Annotated in this window: 18 protein-coding genes; 15 read left to right on the plus strand and 3 right to left on the minus strand. The window is 55.8% G+C overall.

From position 1 onward, the window contains the following. Together RAL88_RS21220 and RAL88_RS21225 are read left to right on the plus strand one after the other, a co-directional pair. Positions 1 to 1299: a TRAP transporter large permease gene (locus RAL88_RS21220; RefSeq protein ID WP_306266199.1), complete on the plus strand. Its 1299-nt coding sequence runs from the start codon at positions 1 to 3 to the stop codon at positions 1297 to 1299. Between the two features lie 22 nt (positions 1300 to 1321). Further along, positions 1322 to 2095 (plus strand): HpcH/HpaI aldolase/citrate lyase family protein, encoded by a 774-nt coding sequence (locus RAL88_RS21225; protein ID WP_306266200.1) that lies wholly within the window; start codon positions 1322 to 1324, stop codon positions 2093 to 2095. 84 nt (positions 2096 to 2179) lie between these two features. Here RAL88_RS21225 and RAL88_RS21230 read toward each other — a convergent pair whose 3' ends face one another. Further along, the gene (locus RAL88_RS21230) at positions 2180 to 2650 is read right to left on the minus strand and encodes an Lrp/AsnC family transcriptional regulator (RefSeq protein WP_306266201.1); all 471 of its coding nucleotides are present in this window, start codon (positions 2648 to 2650) and stop codon (positions 2180 to 2182) included. A gap of 76 nt (positions 2651 to 2726) precedes the next feature. On the opposite strand from RAL88_RS21230, the gene RAL88_RS21235 reads away from it, so the two are divergent. After that, positions 2727 to 5087, plus strand: coding sequence for a 1-deoxy-D-xylulose-5-phosphate synthase N-terminal domain-containing protein (locus RAL88_RS21235; protein WP_306266202.1), 2361 nt, complete (start codon positions 2727 to 2729; stop codon positions 5085 to 5087). Positions 5088 to 5231: 144 nt separating this feature from the next. On the opposite strand, the gene RAL88_RS21240 is transcribed toward RAL88_RS21235, so the two are convergent. Both RAL88_RS21240 and RAL88_RS21245 read right to left on the minus strand, forming a co-directional pair. Continuing rightward, positions 5232 to 5930: an HAD family phosphatase gene (locus RAL88_RS21240; RefSeq protein ID WP_306266203.1), complete on the minus strand. Its 699-nt coding sequence runs from the start codon at positions 5928 to 5930 to the stop codon at positions 5232 to 5234. Positions 5931 to 5972: 42 nt separating this feature from the next. After that, on the minus strand, positions 5973 to 6989 hold the full coding sequence (locus tag RAL88_RS21245; protein WP_306266204.1) for an ABC transporter ATP-binding protein: 1017 nt from the start codon (positions 6987 to 6989) through the stop codon (positions 5973 to 5975). 138 nt (positions 6990 to 7127) lie between these two features. On the opposite strand from RAL88_RS21245, the gene RAL88_RS21250 reads away from it, so the two are divergent. The 12 genes from RAL88_RS21250 to dusA all read left to right on the plus strand — a co-directional run bounded on the left by RAL88_RS21250 (position 7128) and on the right by dusA (position 21685). Continuing rightward, on the plus strand, positions 7128 to 8471 hold the full coding sequence (locus RAL88_RS21250) for a sugar ABC transporter substrate-binding protein (RefSeq protein ID WP_306266205.1): 1344 nt from the start codon (positions 7128 to 7130) through the stop codon (positions 8469 to 8471). Between the two features lie 72 nt (positions 8472 to 8543). Then, on the plus strand, positions 8544 to 9410 hold the full coding sequence (locus tag RAL88_RS21255; RefSeq protein WP_306266206.1) for a carbohydrate ABC transporter permease: 867 nt from the start codon (positions 8544 to 8546) through the stop codon (positions 9408 to 9410). Positions 9411 to 9413: 3 nt separating this feature from the next. After that, positions 9414 to 10232 carry a carbohydrate ABC transporter permease gene (locus RAL88_RS21260; RefSeq protein WP_306266208.1) on the plus strand — a complete coding sequence of 273 codons (819 nt, stop codon included), beginning with the start codon at positions 9414 to 9416 and terminating at the stop codon, positions 10230 to 10232. A 77-nt stretch (positions 10233 to 10309) separates the two neighbouring features. Beyond that, positions 10310 to 11299, plus strand: a complete 990-nt coding sequence (locus tag RAL88_RS21265) for a sugar-binding transcriptional regulator (RefSeq protein ID WP_306266209.1) — start codon at positions 10310 to 10312, stop codon at positions 11297 to 11299. Between the two features lie 24 nt (positions 11300 to 11323). Continuing rightward, positions 11324 to 12367, plus strand: coding sequence for an NAD(P)-dependent alcohol dehydrogenase (locus RAL88_RS21270; protein WP_306266210.1), 1044 nt, complete (start codon positions 11324 to 11326; stop codon positions 12365 to 12367). A gap of 3 nt (positions 12368 to 12370) precedes the next feature. Continuing rightward, complete coding sequence (locus tag RAL88_RS21275) at positions 12371 to 12937, plus strand: SIS domain-containing protein (RefSeq protein WP_306266211.1); 567 nt, start codon at positions 12371 to 12373, stop codon at positions 12935 to 12937. Between the two features lie 3 nt (positions 12938 to 12940). Further along, entirely contained in the window at positions 12941 to 13714 is a 774-nt protein-coding gene (locus tag RAL88_RS21280; protein WP_306266212.1) for an SDR family NAD(P)-dependent oxidoreductase, read from the plus strand. A gap of 22 nt (positions 13715 to 13736) precedes the next feature. After that, positions 13737 to 14462 carry an SDR family oxidoreductase gene (locus RAL88_RS21285; protein WP_306266213.1) on the plus strand — a complete coding sequence of 242 codons (726 nt, stop codon included), beginning with the start codon at positions 13737 to 13739 and terminating at the stop codon, positions 14460 to 14462. 185 nt (positions 14463 to 14647) lie between these two features. Next, entirely contained in the window at positions 14648 to 14788 is a 141-nt protein-coding gene (locus RAL88_RS21290; protein WP_306266214.1) for a hypothetical protein, read from the plus strand. Between the two features lie 1262 nt (positions 14789 to 16050). After that, positions 16051 to 17268 (plus strand): efflux RND transporter periplasmic adaptor subunit, encoded by a 1218-nt coding sequence (locus RAL88_RS21295; protein WP_306266215.1) that lies wholly within the window; start codon positions 16051 to 16053, stop codon positions 17266 to 17268. After that, on the plus strand, positions 17265 to 20351 hold the full coding sequence (locus RAL88_RS21300) for an efflux RND transporter permease subunit (RefSeq protein WP_306266216.1): 3087 nt from the start codon (positions 17265 to 17267) through the stop codon (positions 20349 to 20351). The genes RAL88_RS21295 and RAL88_RS21300 overlap by 4 nt, the downstream gene beginning before the upstream one ends. 311 nt (positions 20352 to 20662) lie before the next feature. Continuing rightward, positions 20663 to 21685: a tRNA dihydrouridine(20/20a) synthase DusA gene (gene dusA / locus RAL88_RS21305; protein ID WP_306266218.1), complete on the plus strand. Its 1023-nt coding sequence runs from the start codon at positions 20663 to 20665 to the stop codon at positions 21683 to 21685. The last annotated feature ends 4 nt before the right edge of the window (positions 21686 to 21689 follow it).

A 21689-nucleotide genomic window follows, 5' to 3' on the forward strand; every position in this document is an offset into this window, starting at 1 on the left:
ATGGTTGCGCTAACGATCTTATCGGTCTTCGCGATCTTTATGTTGCTGCAGGTTCCAATTGTGCTGTCGCTGATCGCGATAGCCTTTGCCTATTTCTATATCAGCGGATTTCCGCTGACCATTGTTCCCTATACGATGTACAAGACGCTCAACACCTTCACCATAGTCGCAATTCCGATGTTCATATTCATGGGGGAGTTGCTGTCAAGGTTCGGCTTTGCCAAGGATATCATACGCATCACAAAACGTATGTTCCGCGAAAAATTCGGATACTCTCTGCGCTTGAACGTCATCCTCAGCCTGGTCTTTTCCGGCATGTCGGGTTCCGCCCTTGCTGATATCGGCGCAACCGGAAAAATGCTGATTGACGCATCCGACCGGGAGGGAATCAAAAAGCCGTTTGCGGCCGGGTTGACCATGGCCAGCGCCACTATCGGGCCCATCTTCCCGCCAAGCATTCCGCTGCTTGTCTATGCCATCGCAGCCAACACCTCGAGCGTTCGTATGCTCATCGCCGGTGTGCTTCCGGCCATCATCATCGCCGCGATCCTTTATATCTTTGTCAGCATTTACATCGTCATGCTGAAGCGAAAGCGGTCAATCAGCGGCGTCCACCAGCCAACACCGCAACCATCGGGCACGCCATTCTGGAAGGATCTCGCGCTTTCGCTCCCCACTTTGCTGATCATCCCGACAATTACCGGCGGCATGATTTTCGGGTTGCTCAGTCCCTCGGAGGTCGGTGCGGCAGCGGTAGTCTACATTCTGTCGCTGGCGGTGGCTTATGGTCGCTTTACGTTTTCCAGTCTTTGGCTGGCATTCCGCTCGGCAATCGTCAGTTCTTCGGCAGTGGTCATCCTGCTGGCTGCGGGCTCGCTCTATTCGACTATCATGGTCAACGAGGGCGTGAGCCAATTTGCCGCCAGCGCTTTCGACAATATCGGCAACAATCCGCTGGTGTTCTTTCTTGTCATCAATCTGATCCTGATCGTCGTCGGCATGTTTATCGACGGATTGACCATCATCATCCTGCTTACTCCGGTGTTGCTGCCCATCGCCTTGTCGTTGGGGATACAGCCCGAACAACTGGGTATCGTCATGGTGTTCAACACCATGATCGGGATGATGACGCCTCCCTTCGGTCTCAGTATTTTTGCCGTATCCTCGGTCAGTGATTTAAAGATCGGTGATATCCTGCGATCGATTGCTCCATTCTACGCGGTCATGCTGACCTGTTTGTTGGCACTCTCCGCGTTTCCGGAAATCTCTCAATGGCTCCCCGCAAAGGTTTTCCAGTGAGTAACAAATCAGGAGACTGCTCATGAGCATCGATAATATCATGATCCGGACGATGCAGTCCGGTAAAACCGCCATCGGGCTTGCCGCGTCCATGCCTGCCTCGGCGCAAGTGCCGATGCTCGCATCCAAAGCCGGCTTCGATTGGGCCTTCATCGATCTGGAACACACGCTGATCTCGCCCCAGGATGTGGATCTGCTAGCCAATATGTTGAGGGTTCTGGATGTGACGCCGTTGGCGCGGATCCCCAATGCCGCTCTGTTCGACATCGCTCGCCTGCTGGATAGCGGCGTCCAGGGCATCATCCGTCCGCATGTCGAAACTGCCGAGCAAGCACGGCAACTGGTTGACATGTGCAAATACGCGCCGGTGGGGGCCCGCTCCTGGGGCGGTGCCTCACCCCAACTCGGTCATCCACAAAAACCCACCAGACAGCTCATGGACGAAGCCAACCGAACCACACTGGCTATTGTGATGATTGAATCAGCGAATGGCATCGAAAACATCGATGCGATCGCCAATGTCCCCGGTCTCGATGGCATCCTGGTCGGGTGTATCGACCTATCTGTCGATCTTGACGTGATCGGCGAGCCCAAAGCTCCTGCCATGGTAGAGGCTCTGGAAAAAATTGGGCGGGCGGTCAATTCTGCGGGACTGTATTTCGGTCTTGGCGGTATTCCATCGCCCGAGGTTCTTTTGGATCATCCGGGGTTGACCGTCGATTTCGTCCTCGCCGGAATGGATTGCAGGATACTGGCATCCGCACTTGAGGACCGTATGGACCTGTGGCGCCGATGACAAACCAGTTTGCAGTGCTGTTCTCATATGGCGACGGACCGGGCCTGCCGGATTCAGTGAGGAGGCCTCCATCTTCAGTGAAGTCTAGGGAATCCTGGCCATTCCGGCTTTCACCCGCCGCAAGGGAACTGAGGATTCAATTGAAGCCACGGCGCTTACCTTGGTCAACTTTCCGACCAGAAATTGTTCGTATTCCTTAAGACCCGTTGTCGCGATTCTGAGCAAATAGTCGCGGTTACCCGTCATCAACCAACATTCGACAACCTCGGGAAACTCTGCAATAGCCGCTTCGAACTGGGCCAGTGCTTCATCTACTTGTTTGTCCAACTGGACAGAGACAAAAACCGAGACACTGAACCCCAGCGCCGCCTCGTCAATGACCGCGCGATAGCCCGTGATGATGCCAGATGATTCCAGATTTCGAATACGCCGCGACACGGGCGAAGGGCTTAGCCCGACCTGTTCGCTGAGATCGTTTATCGGGATTATTCCATCATGCTGGAGCGCGCGCAGTATCCTGATATCAAACTCATCAAACTTGGTGTTTTCTGCCATGATATTCGAATTTCTTGATTGGGGACAAATTGCCCTGAATATCTCCACGAAACATCTGCGAACCAAAGGCTGAGCCATGACTGCAAATCATCTGAAGACCGTGGAACAGCGCCTTTTGTGGCTGTCACACTGGCTGATTCACAATGCCAATCACATTCGACCCAAGACTGATGGCATCAAGATCGGTGGGCACCAGGCATCGTCGGCGTCAATGGTGTCGATCATGACCGCATTGTATTACACCGTGCTCCAGCCCGCGGACCGGGTGGCAGTCAAACCACATGCATCGCCAGTCTTTCACGCCATGCAATACCTGATGGGCAACCAAACCCGCGAGAAGTTGGAAAACTTTCGCGGATATGGAGGGGCGCAGAGCTATCCAAGCCGCACCAAGGATGTCGATGACGTGGATTTCTCAACCGGTTCGGTCGGGCTCGGTGTTGCGATCACTTCCTTTGCGTCGATTGTCCAGGATTACATCAAGGCAAAGAGCTGGGGACAGGATCAGAAACTGGGCCGGATGGTCGCCCTGGTTGGAGATGCAGAACTGGACGAGGGCAATATCTATGAAGCCCTGCAAGAGGGGTGGAAGAACGAGCTGCGTAATTGCTGGTGGATCATTGACTACAACCGGCAGTCCCTCGATGGGGTGGTGCGTGAGGGGTTGTTCAAGCGGATCGAGCAGATTTTTGAAGCCTTCGGCTGGGATGTGGTGCGCCTGAAATACGGCACCTTGCAGCGAGCCGCCTTCGCCCGGGCGGGCGGCGAGAAGCTGCGCGATTGGATCGACAACTGTCCCAACCAGCTTTACTCGGCGCTGACTTTCATGGGCGGGGCGGTGTGGCGTGAACGCCTGATGGATGCTCTGGGAGATCAGGGCGATGTAACCGCGTTACTGGAATCCTATAGCGACGACGAGTTGGCTGAACTAATGGAAAACCTCGGCGGAAACTGCGTCGAGACCCTGGCTGAAACCTTTGCCGGCATCGACCATGATCGCCCGGTGTGTTTCCTCGCCTATACGATCAAAGGGTGGGGAACCCCGATTGCCGGGCACAAGGATAACCATGGCGGTTTGATGAACAAGACCCAGATGGCGGCTTGGCAGAAACATATGGGTGTTGCCGAGGGCGACGAATGGGAAAAATTTGCGACGGTGGAAGACCCGGCCGCTCTTCGGGCTTTTCTCGACTCGGTGCCGTTTTTTGCAAAGGGGCGGCGGCGCTATGCCGATGATATCATTGACGTGCCTGCAATCGAACTGAGTTTGGAACGGGAGATCTCGACGCAAACGGGTTTTGGCAAAATACTCGATGAACTGTCCAGGGGGACCAGCAAGCTTGCCGAGCGGATTGTAACCACATCACCGGACGTGACCGGAACAACAAACCTCGGAGCATGGGTAAACCGGCGTAAACTGTTCTCTCGGTGGCATCAGGAAGATACGTTTAAAAAAGAAAACATTCCTTCGACCGCAAAATGGGAGTTTGATCCCGAAGGTCAGCATATCGAACTTGGCATTGCCGAGATGAACCTGTTCCTGCTTCTGGGCGCGGCGGGGCTTTCGCATTCGCTGTTTGGCAAACGGCTGATCCCCATTGGCACGATCTATGATCCGTTTGTCGCGCGTGGCCTCGATGCACTGAATTATGCCTGCTATCAGGATGCGCGTTTCATGATTGTCGGCACGCCCTCAGGGGTGACGCTAGCCCCGGAAGGAGGCGCACATCAGTCGGTCGGTTCGCCTCTGATCGGCATGTCGCAGGATGGTCTGGCTTCGTTTGAACCCGCTTTTGTCGATGAACTGGCAGTGATCATGGAGTGGGCCTTTGCCTACATGCAAAAAGACGGCGAAGGCGACCCGGACGAGCGCACCTGGCTGCGCGACGAAACCGGCGGTTCAGTCTATCTGCGCCTGACCACAAACCCGATCGAACAGCCAGGTAAACGCGTCGATGATGACTTTGTGCGAGGCTCGATCGACGGCGCCTATTGGTTGCGCAAACCCGGTCCCAACTGCGATGTGGTGATTGCCTATCAGGGTGCGGTGGCACCCGAGGCGATCAAGGCTGCGGGCATGATCGGCGAGGGTAGACGTGATGTCGGCGTTCTTGCGGTCACCTCTGCTGATCGACTGAATGCCGGCTGGACCGCAGCCCAACGTGCCCGTTCGCGTGGCAATAAAGCGGCGGTTGCGCATGTGGAGCGCCTGTTGGGCGATTTGCCACGACACTGCCGGATCATCTCAGTTATTGACGGCCATCCCGCCACATTGTCCTGGCTGGGCAGCGTCGCCGGCCATCAGTCGATCCCGCTGGGTGTGGAGCATTTCGGGCAAACCGGCACGATAGGCGACCTTTATCGCCACCATGGCATCGACGCGCAAAGCATCGTTGAAAAGGTCAACGGGCTGACATTCGGCCGCAATGTCGAATGAGGTGCCGGACAAGAATAGGTTGACAACAATGGGTTGACAACAATGGGTTGACCCCGTTGTCGGTGCCAGACGTTTGCGAGCGGTCTGGAGCAACCTTTGTGTGTGTGTTTGTTGCTTCGATCCGGTTTTCCGCGATCCCTGACTTCAATCGGTATTCGGCATTTTCCACCGTGTTCTCATCTTCTCGAACGTGATCTCGTTCAGGTGCTCCACCACATCATGAGCCCCATGTTCCAGTAGTAAATCGCGGTGTTCTGCCCGAATGTCCTCAAGATGTGCTCCGCCGACAAAACCCAACGCGCGCATTCCGGCAGACTTTGCGGCCTGGATTCCATAGGGTGAATCTTCAAGCACAAGACATCTGTGAGGCGGCACACCAATGGTTTTCGCCGCGTGCAAAAACAGGTCGGGAGCCGGCTTGCCATGGGTGACTTGTTCTGCGCTGAACACATGAGAAAACCGCGCGCCAAGGCCCATTGCACCCAGAGCGAAGCCAATTCGCTCCAAACTGCCGCTGGATGCAATGCAATAGGGCAGGCCGCGAGCTTCGGCCCGATCAAGCAGGGCGACGAGTCCAGGCAGAGGCCTGAGTTCTTTGCGGAACCGGTCGAATAGAATTGCATTCCAGTGTACGTCGAATCCATCCCAGTCGGCACCAGAATATTCCGCCTGCATGTCCTTTTTGATCTGCTTCATCGCCTTGCCAAGATAGCGGCGGCGCACTTCGTCCAACGGCAAATCGTTGCCATAGGCGCGCAAGGCGCTTTGCAAGGTCGACAAGGAGATGCTCTCGCTGTCCGCAATGACACCGTCAAAATCAAAAATCAGTAGGTCGGGGAACATGTGGTTTTCAAATGGTCTGGGAATCCTGAATCTCCGCGCCTCCTAGCGCAGGGCACGTCCGTCGCGATCGAACTGGTGCAAACGATGCGCCGGTATGCCAAGACCGACCTGATCACCCACTGCAGTTTCGTCATCGCCATCAAGGCGCGCGACGAGGGTCAAACCTTCGGAAACACCAAGATACAACAGGTTCTCGCCGCCCAGTTGCTCTTTGACCTTTACAACGGCGTCGACATTTCCCTGGCCCTTTTCCAGAACCTCAAAGTGCTCTGGGCGGCAACCCACAAAATGGGTTTCTGCCCGCAAATCCAGGCCCCGCAGGCCTGAAGCATCAAACACATTCATCGCCGGGGAGCCGATGAATTCAGCCACGAATTTGCTGTTTGGTTTGTGGTAGATCTCCATAGGGGAGCCGACCTGTTCCACACGCCCGGCATTTAGCACGACGATTTTGTCCGCCATGGTCATCGCCTCGACCTGATCATGGGTGACGTAAATCATGGTGGCATCAAGCTGCTTGTGCAGCGCTTCAAGTTCAACCCGCATTTGCACACGCAGCTTGGCATCCAGATTCGACAGCGGCTCATCAAACAAAAAAACCTTGGGGTTTTTCACGATAGAGCGGCCAATGGCGACGCGCTGGCGCTGGCCACCGGAAAGCTGACCCGGCTTGCGATCGAGGTAGTCGTCCAATTGCAGAATACGCGCGGCCTCATTGATGCGCTGGGTGCGTTCGGCTGGATCGACGCCATTGACCTTCATGCCAAATTCCATGTTCTGGCGCACGCTCATATGTGGATAAAGCGCGTAGGACTGGAACACCATGGACACATCGCGGTCCGCCGGTTCTGCATGGGAGACGTCTTTGCCGCCGATGGTCACGGTGCCATCGTCTATCGCCTCCAACCCGGCGAGTGTGCGCAAGAGCGTGGATTTACCACAGCCTGAAGGCCCGACAAAAACCACGAATTCGCCATCGGCGACCTCAAGGTCCACATCAAACAGCGCCTGCGTATTGCCATAGAATTTATTGATTTTTCTGATTTCGACCGTTGCCACTTTCGTCCTCCCCTGACCTCGTGATTTGCCGCCGTGTCGCTAATCTTTCCAAAACTTTGCATTGACAACGGTGCAATATTTACATTTGTATGCACAGTGACACAAATGAATGTCAAATATTTACTGGGAGAAATCAAAATGAGACTGAGAAAACTTCTTTGCTCCGCTGCTATGGCGAGCGTCATGGCGACTGGAGCGTCAGCTGCCAGTCATAGTGAGTGGAGCCTGGCCAAAGCGGCCGAGCCATATGCGGGGACGACGGTGGACGTGGTTTTCCTGCTGCGGCCGGGCTACGAAGCAATCGAAGCCATGCTGCCCGCTTTTGAGGCGGAAACCGGCATCAAGGTCAACGTCATCAAGCACCCTTACGAAAATGCGCTGGGTGAACAGGTCCGTGACTTCGTGTCCGGCGGTGATTTGGATGTGGCATTGATAGATCTCGTCTGGATCGGCAATTTCGCTGAGAACGACTGGATTCTGCCGATCGACAAATTCACCTCCAACCCGGACCTTGTCGATCCCGATCTGGACATTGACGACTTCTTTCCATTGGTCCTGAACGCGTTTGGCGGCTGGAATGGCACGATTTATGGCCTGCCGGTCGACAATTATTCCGGCCTGCTGTTCTACAACAAATGCATGCTGGAAGCGGCCGGTTTTGATGGCCCGCCCGAGACATGGTCCGATTTGAAGGATGTTTATGGTCCGGCGCTGACCAAGGACGGCAAATACGCATTCGCTCTGCAGTCCAAACGTAATGAAACGCAGTCGGCGGACAGCTTTGCCCGCGTCATCTGGCCTTTTGGCGGCTCTTTTCTGGATGCAGATTTCAAGTCCAATCTGAACTCTGCGGAATCACAGGCAGGTCTCAAGTTCCGCCAGGACCTGATGCAGTATATGCCCGATGGGATCGTGGCCTATGACCACGCTGAAGTCGTCAACGGTTTCGCTCAGGGCGATGTGGCCATGATCACCGAGTGGTCGGCTTTCTATTCCGGCGTGATGTCGCCGGAAACCTCCAAAGTGGCCGATTGCGTTGAAATCGCACCAGAGCCAAAAGGGCCAGCAGGGCGCAAACCAGCGCTTGGCGGGTTCTCCATGTCCGTTGCTGCACAAGCTGACGAGAAGGAGCAGGCAGCAGCCTGGTTGTTCATCCAGTGGGCAACGTCCAAAGCAAATGCAGGTGAATACCTTGAGCGCGGCGGTGTACCGGCGCGTCAGTCCGCTTATGCGGACCCTGCGCTGGCAGAGACCTACAAGTTCGTCCCTGCGCTGGTTGAAAGCTGGCAGGACGGTGTGCCTGAATTCCGTCCGCGGTTCGCGGAGTGGCCTGAAATCACCGAGATCGTGCAGGAGTGGGGCACGAAAATAATGCTCGGCGACGTCACGACGGAAGAAGGCGCAACCGAAATTGGTACCCGTATGGAAGCCGTTCTGGATGCTGCCGGCTACTATTCCGGTGACAAGCCTTTGGCACAATAACACCTGAAACACCTGAAACACCTGGGGCGGCGCAGCGCGTGCCGCCCCTCATTTGAATGCCGGGAGGGCACTATGCGCGGACAGGTTTCCAGACGCACGATTTTTGCTTTTATAGCTCCGGCTGTGTTTGGTCTGGCGATCGTCGGGATCGCGCCGTTGCTCTACGCGGCCTGGACCTCGCTTCATTTCTTCAATCTGACAAAGTTGAAGCGCCTCGAATTCATTGGCCTCGAGAACTATGGGACCGTTCTGACGGATGAAGTTTTCTGGCAGGCAATGGGGCGCACGTTTTTCTTGCTCGGCACCGCCTTGCCCTTGCAATTGGCGCTTGGCCTCGGGATTGCACTGGTCTTGCACAAGCCGGGGCTGACGATCCTCAAGACGTTGGCGCGCCTCGGACTGGTGCTGCCGATGGCCACCACCTATGCGGTTGTGGGCTTGCTCGGGCAGGTCATGTTCAACCAGAAATTCGGCGTCGTGAACCAGCTTCTGGGCGGCGCCAACATCAACTGGATTGGTGATCCGACCAATGCTTTTGCGATGATCATTTTCTGGGATGTCTGGCAGTGGACACCTTTCGTGGCGCTGGTGCTTCTGGCAGGGCTGACAATGGTCCCGGGCGAAGTCGAGGAGGCCGCCCGGTTGGAGACCAAAAGCTGGTGGGTGGTGCTGCGCTATGTGCAGTTGCCTTTCCTGCTGCCCGGTCTGGTGGCGGTGCTGATCCTGCGCACGGCGGATACGCTGAAACTGTTCGACATGGTGTTCACATTGACACGCGGCGGGCCGGGGGCGGCAACTGAGTTCATATCGCTCATGATCCAGCGCGTGGGTTTTCGTGGTTTCGACCAGGGATTGGCCTCGGCGCAGGCGATTATCCTGCTGATCATCACCATCGTTCTGGCGCAAATCTACATTCGCGTCTTCTACAAGGAGGTCTGAGACATGAACACCTCCCGGTCGATCCTGTGGCAGATTATCCTGTTGTTGATCATCATTTCGATCTGCGTGTTTCCATTCTACTGGATGGTCACGACGTCATTGAAAACGCAGATCGTGGCGCTTGAATCGCCTCCCGTCTGGATATTCGAGCCAACGCTCAACAACTACCGCGAAGCCTTGTTCGAGGACGGCGTATTGCGCACGCTGATCAACTCGCTGGTGATTGCCATATCGACAACGACACTGGCGCTGATCCTGGGCGTGCCTGCTGCATTTGCTTTGGCGCGGTTTGAATTTCGCGGCAAGAAAGACCTGTGGTTCTGGTTCATCACCAACCGTATGGTGTCGCCCATCGTGCTGGCGCTGCCGTTCTTCCTGATCGCGCGCAATCTTGGGATGTTGGACAAGCACATCACGCTGATCCTGATCTACCTGACCTTCAACCTGCCGATTGTCATCTGGATTGTGACGGACCAGTTTCGGGGCATTCCCTATGATCTGGACGAAGCGGCACGTCTTGAAGGGGCCTCTCAATTCACCATCATGCGCAAGATCTGCCTGCCTTTGGCAATGCCGGGCGTGGCAGTCTCGGCAATCTTTTCCTTTATTTTCTCATGGAACGAGCTGATGTTCGGTCTGATCCTGACCCGGTCGGAAGCCAAGACCGCCCCGGCTATGGCTGTGTCCTTCATGGAGGGTTACAATCTGCCCTACGGCAAGATCATGGCGACCTCAACGCTGATTGTTATTCCAGTCCTGATCTTTGCGCTGATCGCGTCCAAGCAGCTCGTGCGTGGCTTGACCATGGGGGCAGTGAAGTGACACTTTGCCTGCCCAGCAGGCTTGGAGCAGCTCATTCGTCGTTGCGCGATACTCTGTGTGTTTTATAGAGAGGTTTCATGGCGCGACGCATCAAGATTGACCAGATCGACGAGGAAGAGCAATTGCTGGTCCGTCTGGCTTGGGCGTGCGAAGTCGAAGGGTTGACACAGGCTGAAGCCGCCAAACGCTTTGGTATCACGCGGCTGCGTGTCAACAAGGGTCTGGCCGAGGCGCGGCAGCGTGGCATCCTGCGGGTCAGTGTCGATTCAATCTATGCCGCCGCCGCTGATCTGGAATGGCAGCTTGAGCGCCAATACGGCCTGTCGCGCAGCATCGTGGTACCAACTCCGGAGAATCCCGCCTCGGTTACGCCGCTGGTGAGCGCGGCGCTTGGCAGCTATCTTGGCAAAGTCCTGTCGCAGCCGGACCTGCGGACCTTCGGGATGTCCTGGGGCAACACGCTCAATCTGGCGACACGATTCATGCAGCCCATCGACAGGCCGGATCTGGAGATCGTATCCATCATGGGCGGGGTGACGCGTGGCTCCGATGTAAACGGCTACGAGATCACCACAAGGCTGGCGGACCTGTGCAATGCGGAGCACAGCTTTTTCACGGCACCGCTGTTTGCCGGTAGCGCGGAAAGCCAGGCCGTTTTCATGGAGCAGGACGTAATCAAAGAGATGCTGGACAAAGTGCGTTCCTGCGGCGCGGTCGCACTTGCGACGGGCGATCTGTCCAGTTCGCTGCTGGTACGCGATGCCCTGCCGCGCGATATTGATTCCCGCGAGTTGATCGCCAAAGGCGGTGTCGGAGACATCATTGGTCATGTCCTTGACGCCAGAGGCGGGCTTCTCGACCACGTCGTGAACCAACGGGTCATCGGTGTTTCGCTGGAAGATCTGCATAATATACCCAATGTAATCCTGGCTGCAGGGGGTCTGCACAAGGTGCCTGTGATCCGCGCTGCGCTGCGACGTTGTTTTGTCAACTCGCTGGTCACTGACGAGCACACCGCCCGCGCGTTGCTGCAAGGGGAAGACGTGCCTGCACTGGCAGGCGCATAAGGGATGAAGGAAGAGGGGGAAAACATGTCGATTGCTTTGGTTCTCGAAGAAAAAAACAGGCTGTCGTTGCGGGAGATTGACCTGCCGCACAAGCTTGAACCGGGAGATGTGCGTATCGCGATCAATACGGTCGGGGTTTGCGGCAGTGACGTGCATTATTACACCCACGGCAAGATCGGGCCCTTCGTCGTCAAAGCGCCCATGGTTCTGGGGCATGAGGCCTCGGGTGTGGTGACGCAGTTGGGCGAGCATGTGAGCCATCTGGCTGTCGGCGACCGCGTTTGCATGGAGCCCGGCATACCCAACATGGCGTCCAAGGCAAGCAAACTGGGTGCGTATAATGTCGATCCGGATGTCAGGTTCTGGGCGACCCCTCCGGTGCATGGCTGTCTGACACCCGAGGTCATCCATCCCGCGGCTTTCACCTACAAACTGCCCGATCACGTCAGCTTTGCCGAAGGCGCGATGGTCGAACCCTTCGCCATCGGCATGCAGGCAGCAGCGCGCGCGCGTATCAAACCCGGCGATGTGGCGCTGGTCACAGGTGCCGGCCCCATTGGGATCATGGTAGCGCTGGCCGCCCTGGCCGGGGGCTGCTCCAAGGTCTATATCTCTGATCTTGTAGACGAAAAATTGGGCATTGCCGCGCAGTACGACAACATCCACCCGATCAATGTGACAAAATCCTCTGTTGCCGATGTGATTGGCAGCGGCACCGGGGGCTGGGGCGCGGATGTGGTCTTTGAATGCGCGGGCGCCGCTGCGTCGGTGCAAACAGCACTTGAAGCTGTGTCTCCGGCAGGATGCGTGGTCTGGGTTGGCATGCCGGTTGAACGGGTGCCCATGGACATCGTCCTGGCGCAGTCCAAGGAAATCCGGATGGAGACGGTGTTTCGCTATGCCAACATGTATGACCGCGCGATTGAGCTGCTGGCTTCGGGCAAAGTCGACCTCAAGCCGCTGGTCTCGGAGACATTCGCTTTTGCCGACAGCATTGCCGCTTTTGATCGCGCGGTAGAGGCACGACCGACGGATGTGAAAATCCAGATCAGACTGCAGGGCAGCTAAGCCATGAGTGGCGCGTCAGACACGCTGTGCGACCGCCTTCTGGAGGAGTTGCGCCCCGGTCTTGCCCCATCCGTCCTGGCGCAGATTGCGCCATTGACCGAAGTGCTGGCGAAAGCGCGGCGCATCGCCTGCTTCGGAGTGGGGCGTGAGGGATTGATGATGAAGGCACTGACCATGCGGTTGTTTCATCTGGGTCTCGAGGCGCATGTGGTCGGCGACATGACCACACCACCCATCGCAACCGGGGATGTTTTATTTGTCAGCGCCGGGCCGGGTGATTTTGGCACCGTTGCAGCGCTGTGCAATGTCGCACGCGCGGCCGGTGCGCAGGTGATCTGCATTACTGCAACGCGCGATGGTCCCGTGCCCGCCATGGCCGATCTGATCGTGCATCTGCCAGCCCAGACCATGGCCTCGGATCAGGGTCCGGCGGCCAGCTCCGTTCTGCCGATGGGCTCGCTGTATGAGGTGCTGATGGTCCTGTTTTTCGAACTTCTTGTTCTCGACCTGCGAGGCCGGTTGAGCATTGCTCCCGAAGCCATGCGCGCACGTCACACAAATTTGGAATAGATCATGTCCGATTGGGAAAACCGCTTTCGCCTCTCCGGTCGCACAGCACTTGTCACCGGCGCGTCCTCGGGCATCGGCTATGCGATTGCCGAGGTTTTTGCCGATGCCGGTGCCGATATCATCGGCCATGGTCGATCGACAGAAAGGTTGGCCGATCTTGGGCGCGTCGTCATGGCAAAAGGCCGCAAGTTCACTGCCATCACGGGCGATCTGGCGTCCAGCGAGCAAACCGCCGCCATCGCGGCCGAGGCGCTGGCCGCAGCGGGAGGCAGGATTGACATTCTGGTCAATTCCGCAGGGATTGCTGTCACCGGTCCGGTAGTGGATTTCGCCGTCGAGGACTGGACCCGGACCTTGGCCGTGAACCTGACCGCGCCCTTCATCCTGTCCAGGGCGTTGCTGCCGGGGATGATGGCGCGGCGCATGGGCAAGATCATCAACATCTCGTCCCAGACAGGGGTCATCGCACTTGAGGATCACGCGGCATATGCCTCCTCCAAGGGCGGGCTGAACGCGCTGACAAAATCCCTGATGGTCGAGGCCGCCCCCCATAATGTGCAGGTCAACGCGATTTGTCCCACGGTTGTGCTGACAAAGATGGGCAAACAGCTTTGGTCGCCGCCGGAGAAAAAAGACCCTTTCATTGCGCGCACCCCCTTGGGCCGGTTCGGTGAGCCGGTGGAAATTGCTGACATGGCGCTTTATCTCGCCTCGCCTGCATCCGACCTCGTCAACGGGGCGATCATGATGATCGAGGGCGGCTATTCCAGTATCTGAGCAAGGTTTTGAGGAGAACGCCATGAACACTCTCGAAGGAAAGGTCGTGGCCATCACCGGCGGGGCATCGGGCATCGGGCTGGCTTGCGCGCGGCACTGTCTGGCAGCTGGCGCACAGGTTGCGCTGGTGGACCGCGACGAGGCGGCGCTGCGGCAAGTCTGCGCCGATCTGGGGGCAGGTGCGCATCCCATTGTGACCGATCTGCTTGTCCCCGATAGCGTAGCCCGGATGCTGCCGCAGATCCTTGCAGCGGCAGGCAGGCTTGATGTGTTTCATGCCAATGCTGGCGCCTATGTGGGCGGCGATATTCTTGATGGGGACCCGGATCAGTGGGATATGGTCCTGAACCTCAATATCAATGCGACCTTCCGGTCGGTCCATGCGGTGCTGCCCCATCTGGCGGCGCAGAAATCCGGCGATGTGATCCTGACGAGCTCTGTCGCCGGGGTGATCCCGGTGGTGTGGGAGCCGATCTATACCGCCTCGAAACATGCGGTGCAGGCCTTTACCCATACGGTGCGCCGCCAGATGGCAAAACATGGCGTGCGCGTCGGGGCGATCCTGCCAGGGCCTGTGGTGACGGCACTTCTGGATGACTGGCCAAAGGCCAAACTGGAGCAGGCTCTGGCAGAAGGCAGCCTGATGCAACCCGAAGAAGTCGCGGAGTGTGTCGTCTTCATGCTGACACGGCCCAAGCATGTGACAATCCGGGACCTCGTCCTGTTGCCCAACGCCGTCGATCTCTAGATCGTCTCGTGATGACACTGAATAATTTGACCGGATCACCGGCTCTCAAGCGGGGCAGTCAATCCACATGATCAGTCCGCAAATCCGGTCAAGACGTTGCATGCGGCAAGGCATGGCTGCCATGCCAATTGAACAGGTCTCCACAATGCCATTTGCACCTATATAGTGTGCGAAAGGATACAATCATGAAAAAACCAACATTCTTCGCACAAATTTTCGCCGCTCAGCGTTTGGCAACTGCTTTTGAATCGGGCCGCACGCCTGCAGCAAGCGATCTCGATATTTTGGGCATGCCGCCCCATATGAAGGACACCTTCAGACGCTGACAGATTCACTCTGGCAGGGTAGGTTGAGCGATACCGTTTTCGCCAGCTGACTCATCGCTTCGCCGGTGCTGATGTCGAGGTAACAGCCACGCGGCTTCGCGACATCCTTGGCCAGAGACAATCCAGATCCACAGCCGGAGTTGGTCTGTTCGCCCGTTGAAAAGGGCTTGAAGCGCGCGATGAGTGTAGCTTCATCAAAGCGGGCCGATATCGGTAACGCCGATATGGGTGCTGATTTTGCTGTCGTCGGCACCATGGCCCACGGCATTGTCGACCAGGTTCACTCCGGCTTCTCACATCAAAAACTCATGACCACGATAGGATCTTGCCGGAAACGTCACTCGTTTGACTGTTTCGGCGGGAGCTATATGCATGGCCGCCTTGCTGTGACGGGCGGTTTCCCAACTGCGCACACATCGTCTATATGCTGGTCAACGAGAACGCCAATCGTGGCGCTGCAAGGTCTCGCTGGCATAGTGGCCCTTGCGTCGGTTCTGATCCCGGCAGGCACCGGAGGGAAGCTTGTTTATGGCGGCCAACGCGTGCGCGCTGTGTGTGCTATAACTCGCCGAAACTGTTTGAAGATGCAAAATGCAAATAAATCAACACACTAAAATTTCCATTGCCCCGATGATGGATTGGATGGGACGCCCATAAAAATCAACTGGTTATTGTAGCGTGCGTGCACAATACGTGCACCAGGAAATCAATGATGATCCAGTGCAGTCAAAGCCACATGCAATGAAAAATACAATTTTCAGCATGTCGGATGTAAATGTTTTTGGAAAAGCCTGCAGTGATGCTTACTGGAACCGACTAATCTAAGCGTATTGGTTTCAAATGCTCTGATCATTTCACCGCCCATTGAATCAGATTTGCAAATTCATTTAGGACACACCGCAGAGTTTATCCTATTTCTGTTTTTTGACATCTCTTCAAAACGACCTTGTGCAGTGGGAAACGAGAGGTCAAAGAAATCGCGTGTTTTAGGATCGCGGATGACCTCAGCCTCAAGGCCAAATACCGGCTTAAGTCGCTCAGAGGTGAGAGTTGAATGCATTTCTAACAAATTGGTTAGTTTCCTGACAAAATGGATAGTTGCCGCTGCGCTTTAAGTTCGGCTATCGCCGAATAGAAATTTTTTACCGTTACGCTGCTGAGGCCGCATTTAACTTTTTTGAAGCTGCCAATGGTGGCAACCAAATGGATGTGCCGTCAAAAGGCGCTCCAGGGTAACACAGACTAATTCAGGAGACACTAACTTGCGTAGAATTGTCATATTGATTGTTTCGGCACTGATAATTGCAGGAGCATATTTAATTACATTTGGCGTCCCATCATTTTGGGGAGACCCTTCTGCGACTGAAAGTGCAGGTGATGCGCAAACGGGTAGACCTACCGGTGGCCCTGGCGGTCGTGGCGGTGCATTACAAGCGACAACGGTGAGTGTAACCCCATTGGACATGCAGCCGTATGAAAGTATCCTGCTAGCGATTGGCAGCGCCGATGCTGTGCATAGTGCCAGTGTGATCTCGAGTGTTTCGGGCGAAGTGATCGAAACCAACCTTACGGCAAATCAGGAGATTTCGGCCGGAGACGTGCTGGTTCAGCTTGACGCACGTACGGAGACATTCAATCTCGAAATTGCCCAAGCCGAACTTGACCAAGCGCGTGAAAAGGTTGAGCGATATGAGAAATTGAGCGCGGCAGGAAACTCGTCGATTGCCGATGTCTCTATATCAGAGGCGCGGGTTGAGCTGCGCCTTGCAGAGGCCAATGTTGGACTCGTCCAGATTGCGCTAGATGACCGGACAATCAGGGCTCCCATCTCCGGTAAGCTGGGTATGAGCGATATTAAAGTCGGCGATGTCTTATCGGTGGGCAGTGATGTTGTCACCATTGATGACGCTGAACAACTGCTGGTGGTTTTCGAATTACCGGAACGCGCTGTCGGGCTGTTGGCAACAGGACAGAAGGTGCTGACAACCACGCCGACATTTGCCGGAGAGATATTCGAAGGTGAGATCATATCCTTCGATAGCCGCATCGACGACGTTACGCGTAGCGTGACTGTACATGCGCTAATTGACAATGCCGACGCTCAGCTTTGGCCGGGCATGACATTTACAGTCCGTATTGTGCAAGAGAGTGAGCCGTTGGCTTTGGTTCCCGCTACGGCAATTACTTGGTCACGCGACGGGTCGAGTATCTGGGTCAACAATGATGGCGTTGCCGAGCAGGTCGCTGCAACAATTTTGTTTCGGCGTAATGAGCAGGTTTGGATTGAGACTGATCTTGCCCCAGGTACGCTTGTGGTAACTGAAGGGGCGCAAAAACTGCGGGCCGGATCCGCCATCGCGGTGGCAGGGGCAGAAGGCGCACGGACCGGCGACAGAAAGCGCACCGCGCCTGCGCGCGCTGAAGATGCAACTGACGAGTCCGATGCAGCAAAAACCGCCACGAGTGAGGCAGCACAATGAGTGCGCAGACACCATCAAAGGGCGGATACCGGATGGCGGGATTGTTCGTGTCCCGCCCGCTTTTGGGTATCGTCATTAATTTGCTGATTTTGATCGCCGGTTTGGCAGCCCTCACATCGGTAGACGTGCGTGAGATGCCCGATGTGGACCAGCCGGTCCTGTCGGTTCGTACCACTTATGAAGGTGCGGTTCCTCAAACAGTCGACCAAGAAGTGACACAGGTTCTTGAGGACGCCTTGAGCGCTCTCGATGGCCTCTCCTATATCGAATCGAGTTCCAGCACCGGTTCGAGCCAGATAACCATTGATCTTTCTGAAGGCACTGACGTCGATATCGCTGCCAATGAGGCACGTGAGATTGTATCTGCAACCCTGCGTCAGCTCCCTGACGATATCGACGATCCAACAGTGTCGAAAAGCGACAGCAACGCTGATGCCATTATTCGTCTGGCCGTGCTGGGGGACGCGACCCTAGACGAACTGAGCGTTCTGGCTGAAGGGATGATATATGATCGGCTCTCGGTCATTGACGGGATTGCCGAAGTGACCACCCGTGGTAACCGGACCAATGAATTCCGTGTCACCTTGGATATTCCTTCACTGCTTAGCCGTGGGTTGACCGTCTCGGATGTCACCAATGCGTTGGCTTCTTTGCGCGACGACACCCCCTTAGGTGAGTTAGAAACCAATTCACAGACTCTCGCGCTACGTGTCGGCAATGCAGATGTGACCGTTGATAGCGTTGGTCAGGTCTCAATCAATTCCACAACCCACGTGTCCGACGTGGCCTTTGTGCAGCTCGTCCCTGAGGACAACGAGGTCTTGTCTCGCGTCAACGGTCAGTTGGCCATTGGCCTAGATATTAGTCGCCAATCGGCCGGAAACACCCTTGAAATATCTAAAGCGGTGAACGCCGCAGTTGAAGAACTGCGTCAAGTTTTGCCCGAAGGTGTAGAGATTGTCATCACCTCCGATGATGGTGTGTTTATCGAATCTTCTATAGACGAAGTGGTCAAATCTATCGGTTTGGCGGCAGTCATTGTGATCGCAGTGATCTTCGGTTTTCTGCGCTCACCCACTGCGACGTTAATCCCAGCTATAACGATTCCCGTCGCTCTAGTGGGAACAGTTGCCGCGATCTGGTTAACTGGATTTTCCATCAACACCATAAGCCTTCTTGCGCTGGTTCTCGCCACAGGCATGGTTGTGGATGACGCAATCGTGGTCATTGAGAATATTGTGCGAAAGCGCAGAGAAGGTATGGGGGCTTTCGCCGCTGCTGCTGCTGGCACCAACGAAGTGTTCTTCGCTGTGATATCAACCACAGCAACGCTAGCAGCCGTTTTTATTCCGATTTCGTTTTTGCCCGGTCAGGCCGGCGGCGTCTTTAGCGAGTTCGGATTTGTTTTGGCTTTTGCCGTGACTCTGTCTTCCATCACCGCGTTGACATTGGCGCCGGTCATGGCTGCGTTTCTAGACCCAGGTCGCGCCGGTTCAGAAAAGCCAGTTGCCGAACCGGGGAGGCTGTCTCGCGCTTTTGATTTCGTTATGGATCACGCTATCCGCTCACCGCTGATCGTGATTGCCACTGCAATCGGCTTTGCCATTATTGCAATAGGAGGGGCCACGACGCTTTCTTCTAGCATTACGCCGACCGAAGATCGGGGGTTTTTCCTTGTTCAGGCGCGTGGTGCATCTGACACCACAACCACTTATCTCGATGGTCAGGTCGCAATGATCGAAGAGATTTTAACCCCATATCGTGAAAGCGGCGAAGTGACCGCTGTGCAGAGCATCATTGGTATTGGTGGGGGCACCAGCGCCTTCATCATTGTGCGCCTGCAAGATTGGGTCGAACGCGACCGTAGTCAGGCAGAGATTATCTCTGAACTCAGTGGTAAGTTGACGAGTGTGCCTGGCGTGCAAGCGAGTGCTCGGTCAACCAACAGTCTGAACATCCGTGGCGGAGGACAAGGTTTACAATTCGCAGTCACCGGAAATGACGTTACGGCGATGACTGAGGCCGCCGATGACTTGGTGGCGGCCATGTCTGGCGATGATAGTTTTCTGAATCCGCAATTATCCAACGACAGCGTACAAGCCCAGTATGAGGTGCGTGTAGACGAAGACATGGCAGGTGTGTTCGGTCTAACTGAAGCCGAAATTACCCAGACTATAAGTTCAATGGTTCAGGGAAGTGTCGCGGTTACCGTCTTCGAAAACGATACCGAAACAGATGTAAACGTCGTGCCGGGTGGTCCGCCGATTGATGATCCTTCCAATCTTGAATCAATCTTTCTACGCCTTCCCGATGGCGCTTATATCCCGCTTTCGGCTGCTGCGACGCTAGTTCCGGTGGTCAGTGAATCTCAGATTGAACGTCAGGGTGGGTCGCTGGCGGTGTCGGTGCAGGCCAATCTTGGTACGGGAGTCGATCTTGGCGATGCCATGGCACGATTGACTGAGCTCGCAGCAGATACACTACCCGAAGGCATGGGCATCACATTTACAGGAGAAGCCGCATCTCTGACAGACAGCCAATCCAGTATGTACTTGGTATTTGGGGTGGCCTTTGTAGTTGTATTTCTTGTGCTATCGGCCCAGTTCGAAAGCATTGCCAGCGCCGTCGTTATCATGCTGACGGTCCCTTTCGGCCTTGCTGCTGCTTTGATGGCGATTTTACTTACCGGTGGGTCATTGAACTATTACAGCCAGATCGGCCTGGTAATGCTGATCGGGGTGATGGCAAAGAACGGTATTTTGATCGTTGAATTTGCCAATCAGCTGCGTGAGGCGGGGCAAGATATCGATAGCGCTATCCGCGATGCGTTACGCCTGCGTATCAGACCCGTGATGATGACGATGCTATCGACCGTGTTCGGCGGCCTGCCCCTTATTTTGACATCTGGGGCTGGTGCCGAAGCGCGAATTGCTGTTGGCTGGGTTATTGTTGGTGGTCTTGGTTTCGCCACCGTGTTCACGCTTTTTCTCACGCCAGTGTTTTATCGTTGGGTAGCGGTATGGGGCTTTGAACCCGGTATGGCATCCAAGCGGTTGAGGCATGAAGTGGCGGCGATCGAGTAGCGGCGGAGTTTTGGCACTCAATGTGGTAAGCCTCTTCTAGGCCTACACCGCTAAATATCGAACGCGTCGGGAACAATTTTGGCAAAGATGGTAGTCAATTCAACCGCCTCAAACTCCGTTTAATCCATAAGGACCAAGTACTATCGTGTTGCGCTGACGCACTCTAACTTTTTGTCTGGCACTAATAAATGCGCACGATTACCCATCCGCGTAAATTCCGTGCACATAGCGATCAAACACGGTAAAAGGCGATCAAATATGATCCATTCCGCCCAAAGATCGGGCTTGAAAGCACTGCTTTACTCTGAACAATGACCTTAACTAACGCACGCACATTCTCCATCGCCCCCATGATGGACTGGACGGACCGCTGGTGCCGGTCGTTTCACCGCATCCTGTCGCGCAAGGCGTTGCTGTATACCGAGATGATTGTTGCCGAGGCCATTCTGCATGGCGACCGTGATCGTCATCTGCTGATTCCGCAGGGGCAGAACCCGGTGGCGCTGCAATTGGGCGGCTCGGACCCGGCCAAACTGGCTGAGGCCGCGCGTATTGCCGCAGATTATGGCTATGACGAGATCAATCTGAATGTCGGCTGTCCGTCCGACAGGGTCCAGTCCGGCACATTCGGTGCCTGTCTGATGCGCTCGCCGCAACTGGTGGCCGCCTGTGTCAGCGCCATGAAGAATGCTGTCGATTTGCCGGTGACGGTAAAATGCCGCCTCGGCGTTGATGATCAGGATATCGAAACTGCGCTTGATGATCTGGCGGATGCCTGCGTTGAGCAAGGTGTCGACGGGCTTTGGGTGCATGCGCGCAAAGCCTGGCTGGATGGTTTGTCACCAAAGGAGAACAGGGATATTCCGCCTCTGGATTATGACCGGGTCTACCGGTTGAAACAAAGACTGGGACATCTGTTCATCGGCATCAATGGCGGCATTCAGAACCTGACTGAGGCCAGCAGCCATCTATCCCATGTCGACGGCGTGATGCTCGGCCGGGCGGCCTATCACCAGCCAGCACTGCTGTTCGGCGTTGACCATGGTTTTTATGGCGAAGCGGCTGTTGCCGAAGACCGCCACGGCGCGGTTCGCCGCATGTATCCGATCATTGAACAGCATCTGCAGTCGGGCGGTCGGCTGAACCAGATCACCCGTCATATGATCGGCATGTTCCATGGCGTTGCAGGCGCGCGGGCCTATCGCCGTATCCTAAGTTGCGAAGCGGCCAGGCCATCGGCGGGTATCGAAGTGGTTGAAGCCGCTCTCGCTGCTGTACCGAAAAGTCAACCTGATCTGATACATCTGCCGGAAGATTTGGCGGTGCTTGCCTGAGCTG

The sequence above is a fragment of the Pararhizobium sp. IMCC3301 genome, from assembly GCF_030758315.1.
GTDB lineage: Bacteria > Pseudomonadota > Alphaproteobacteria > Rhizobiales.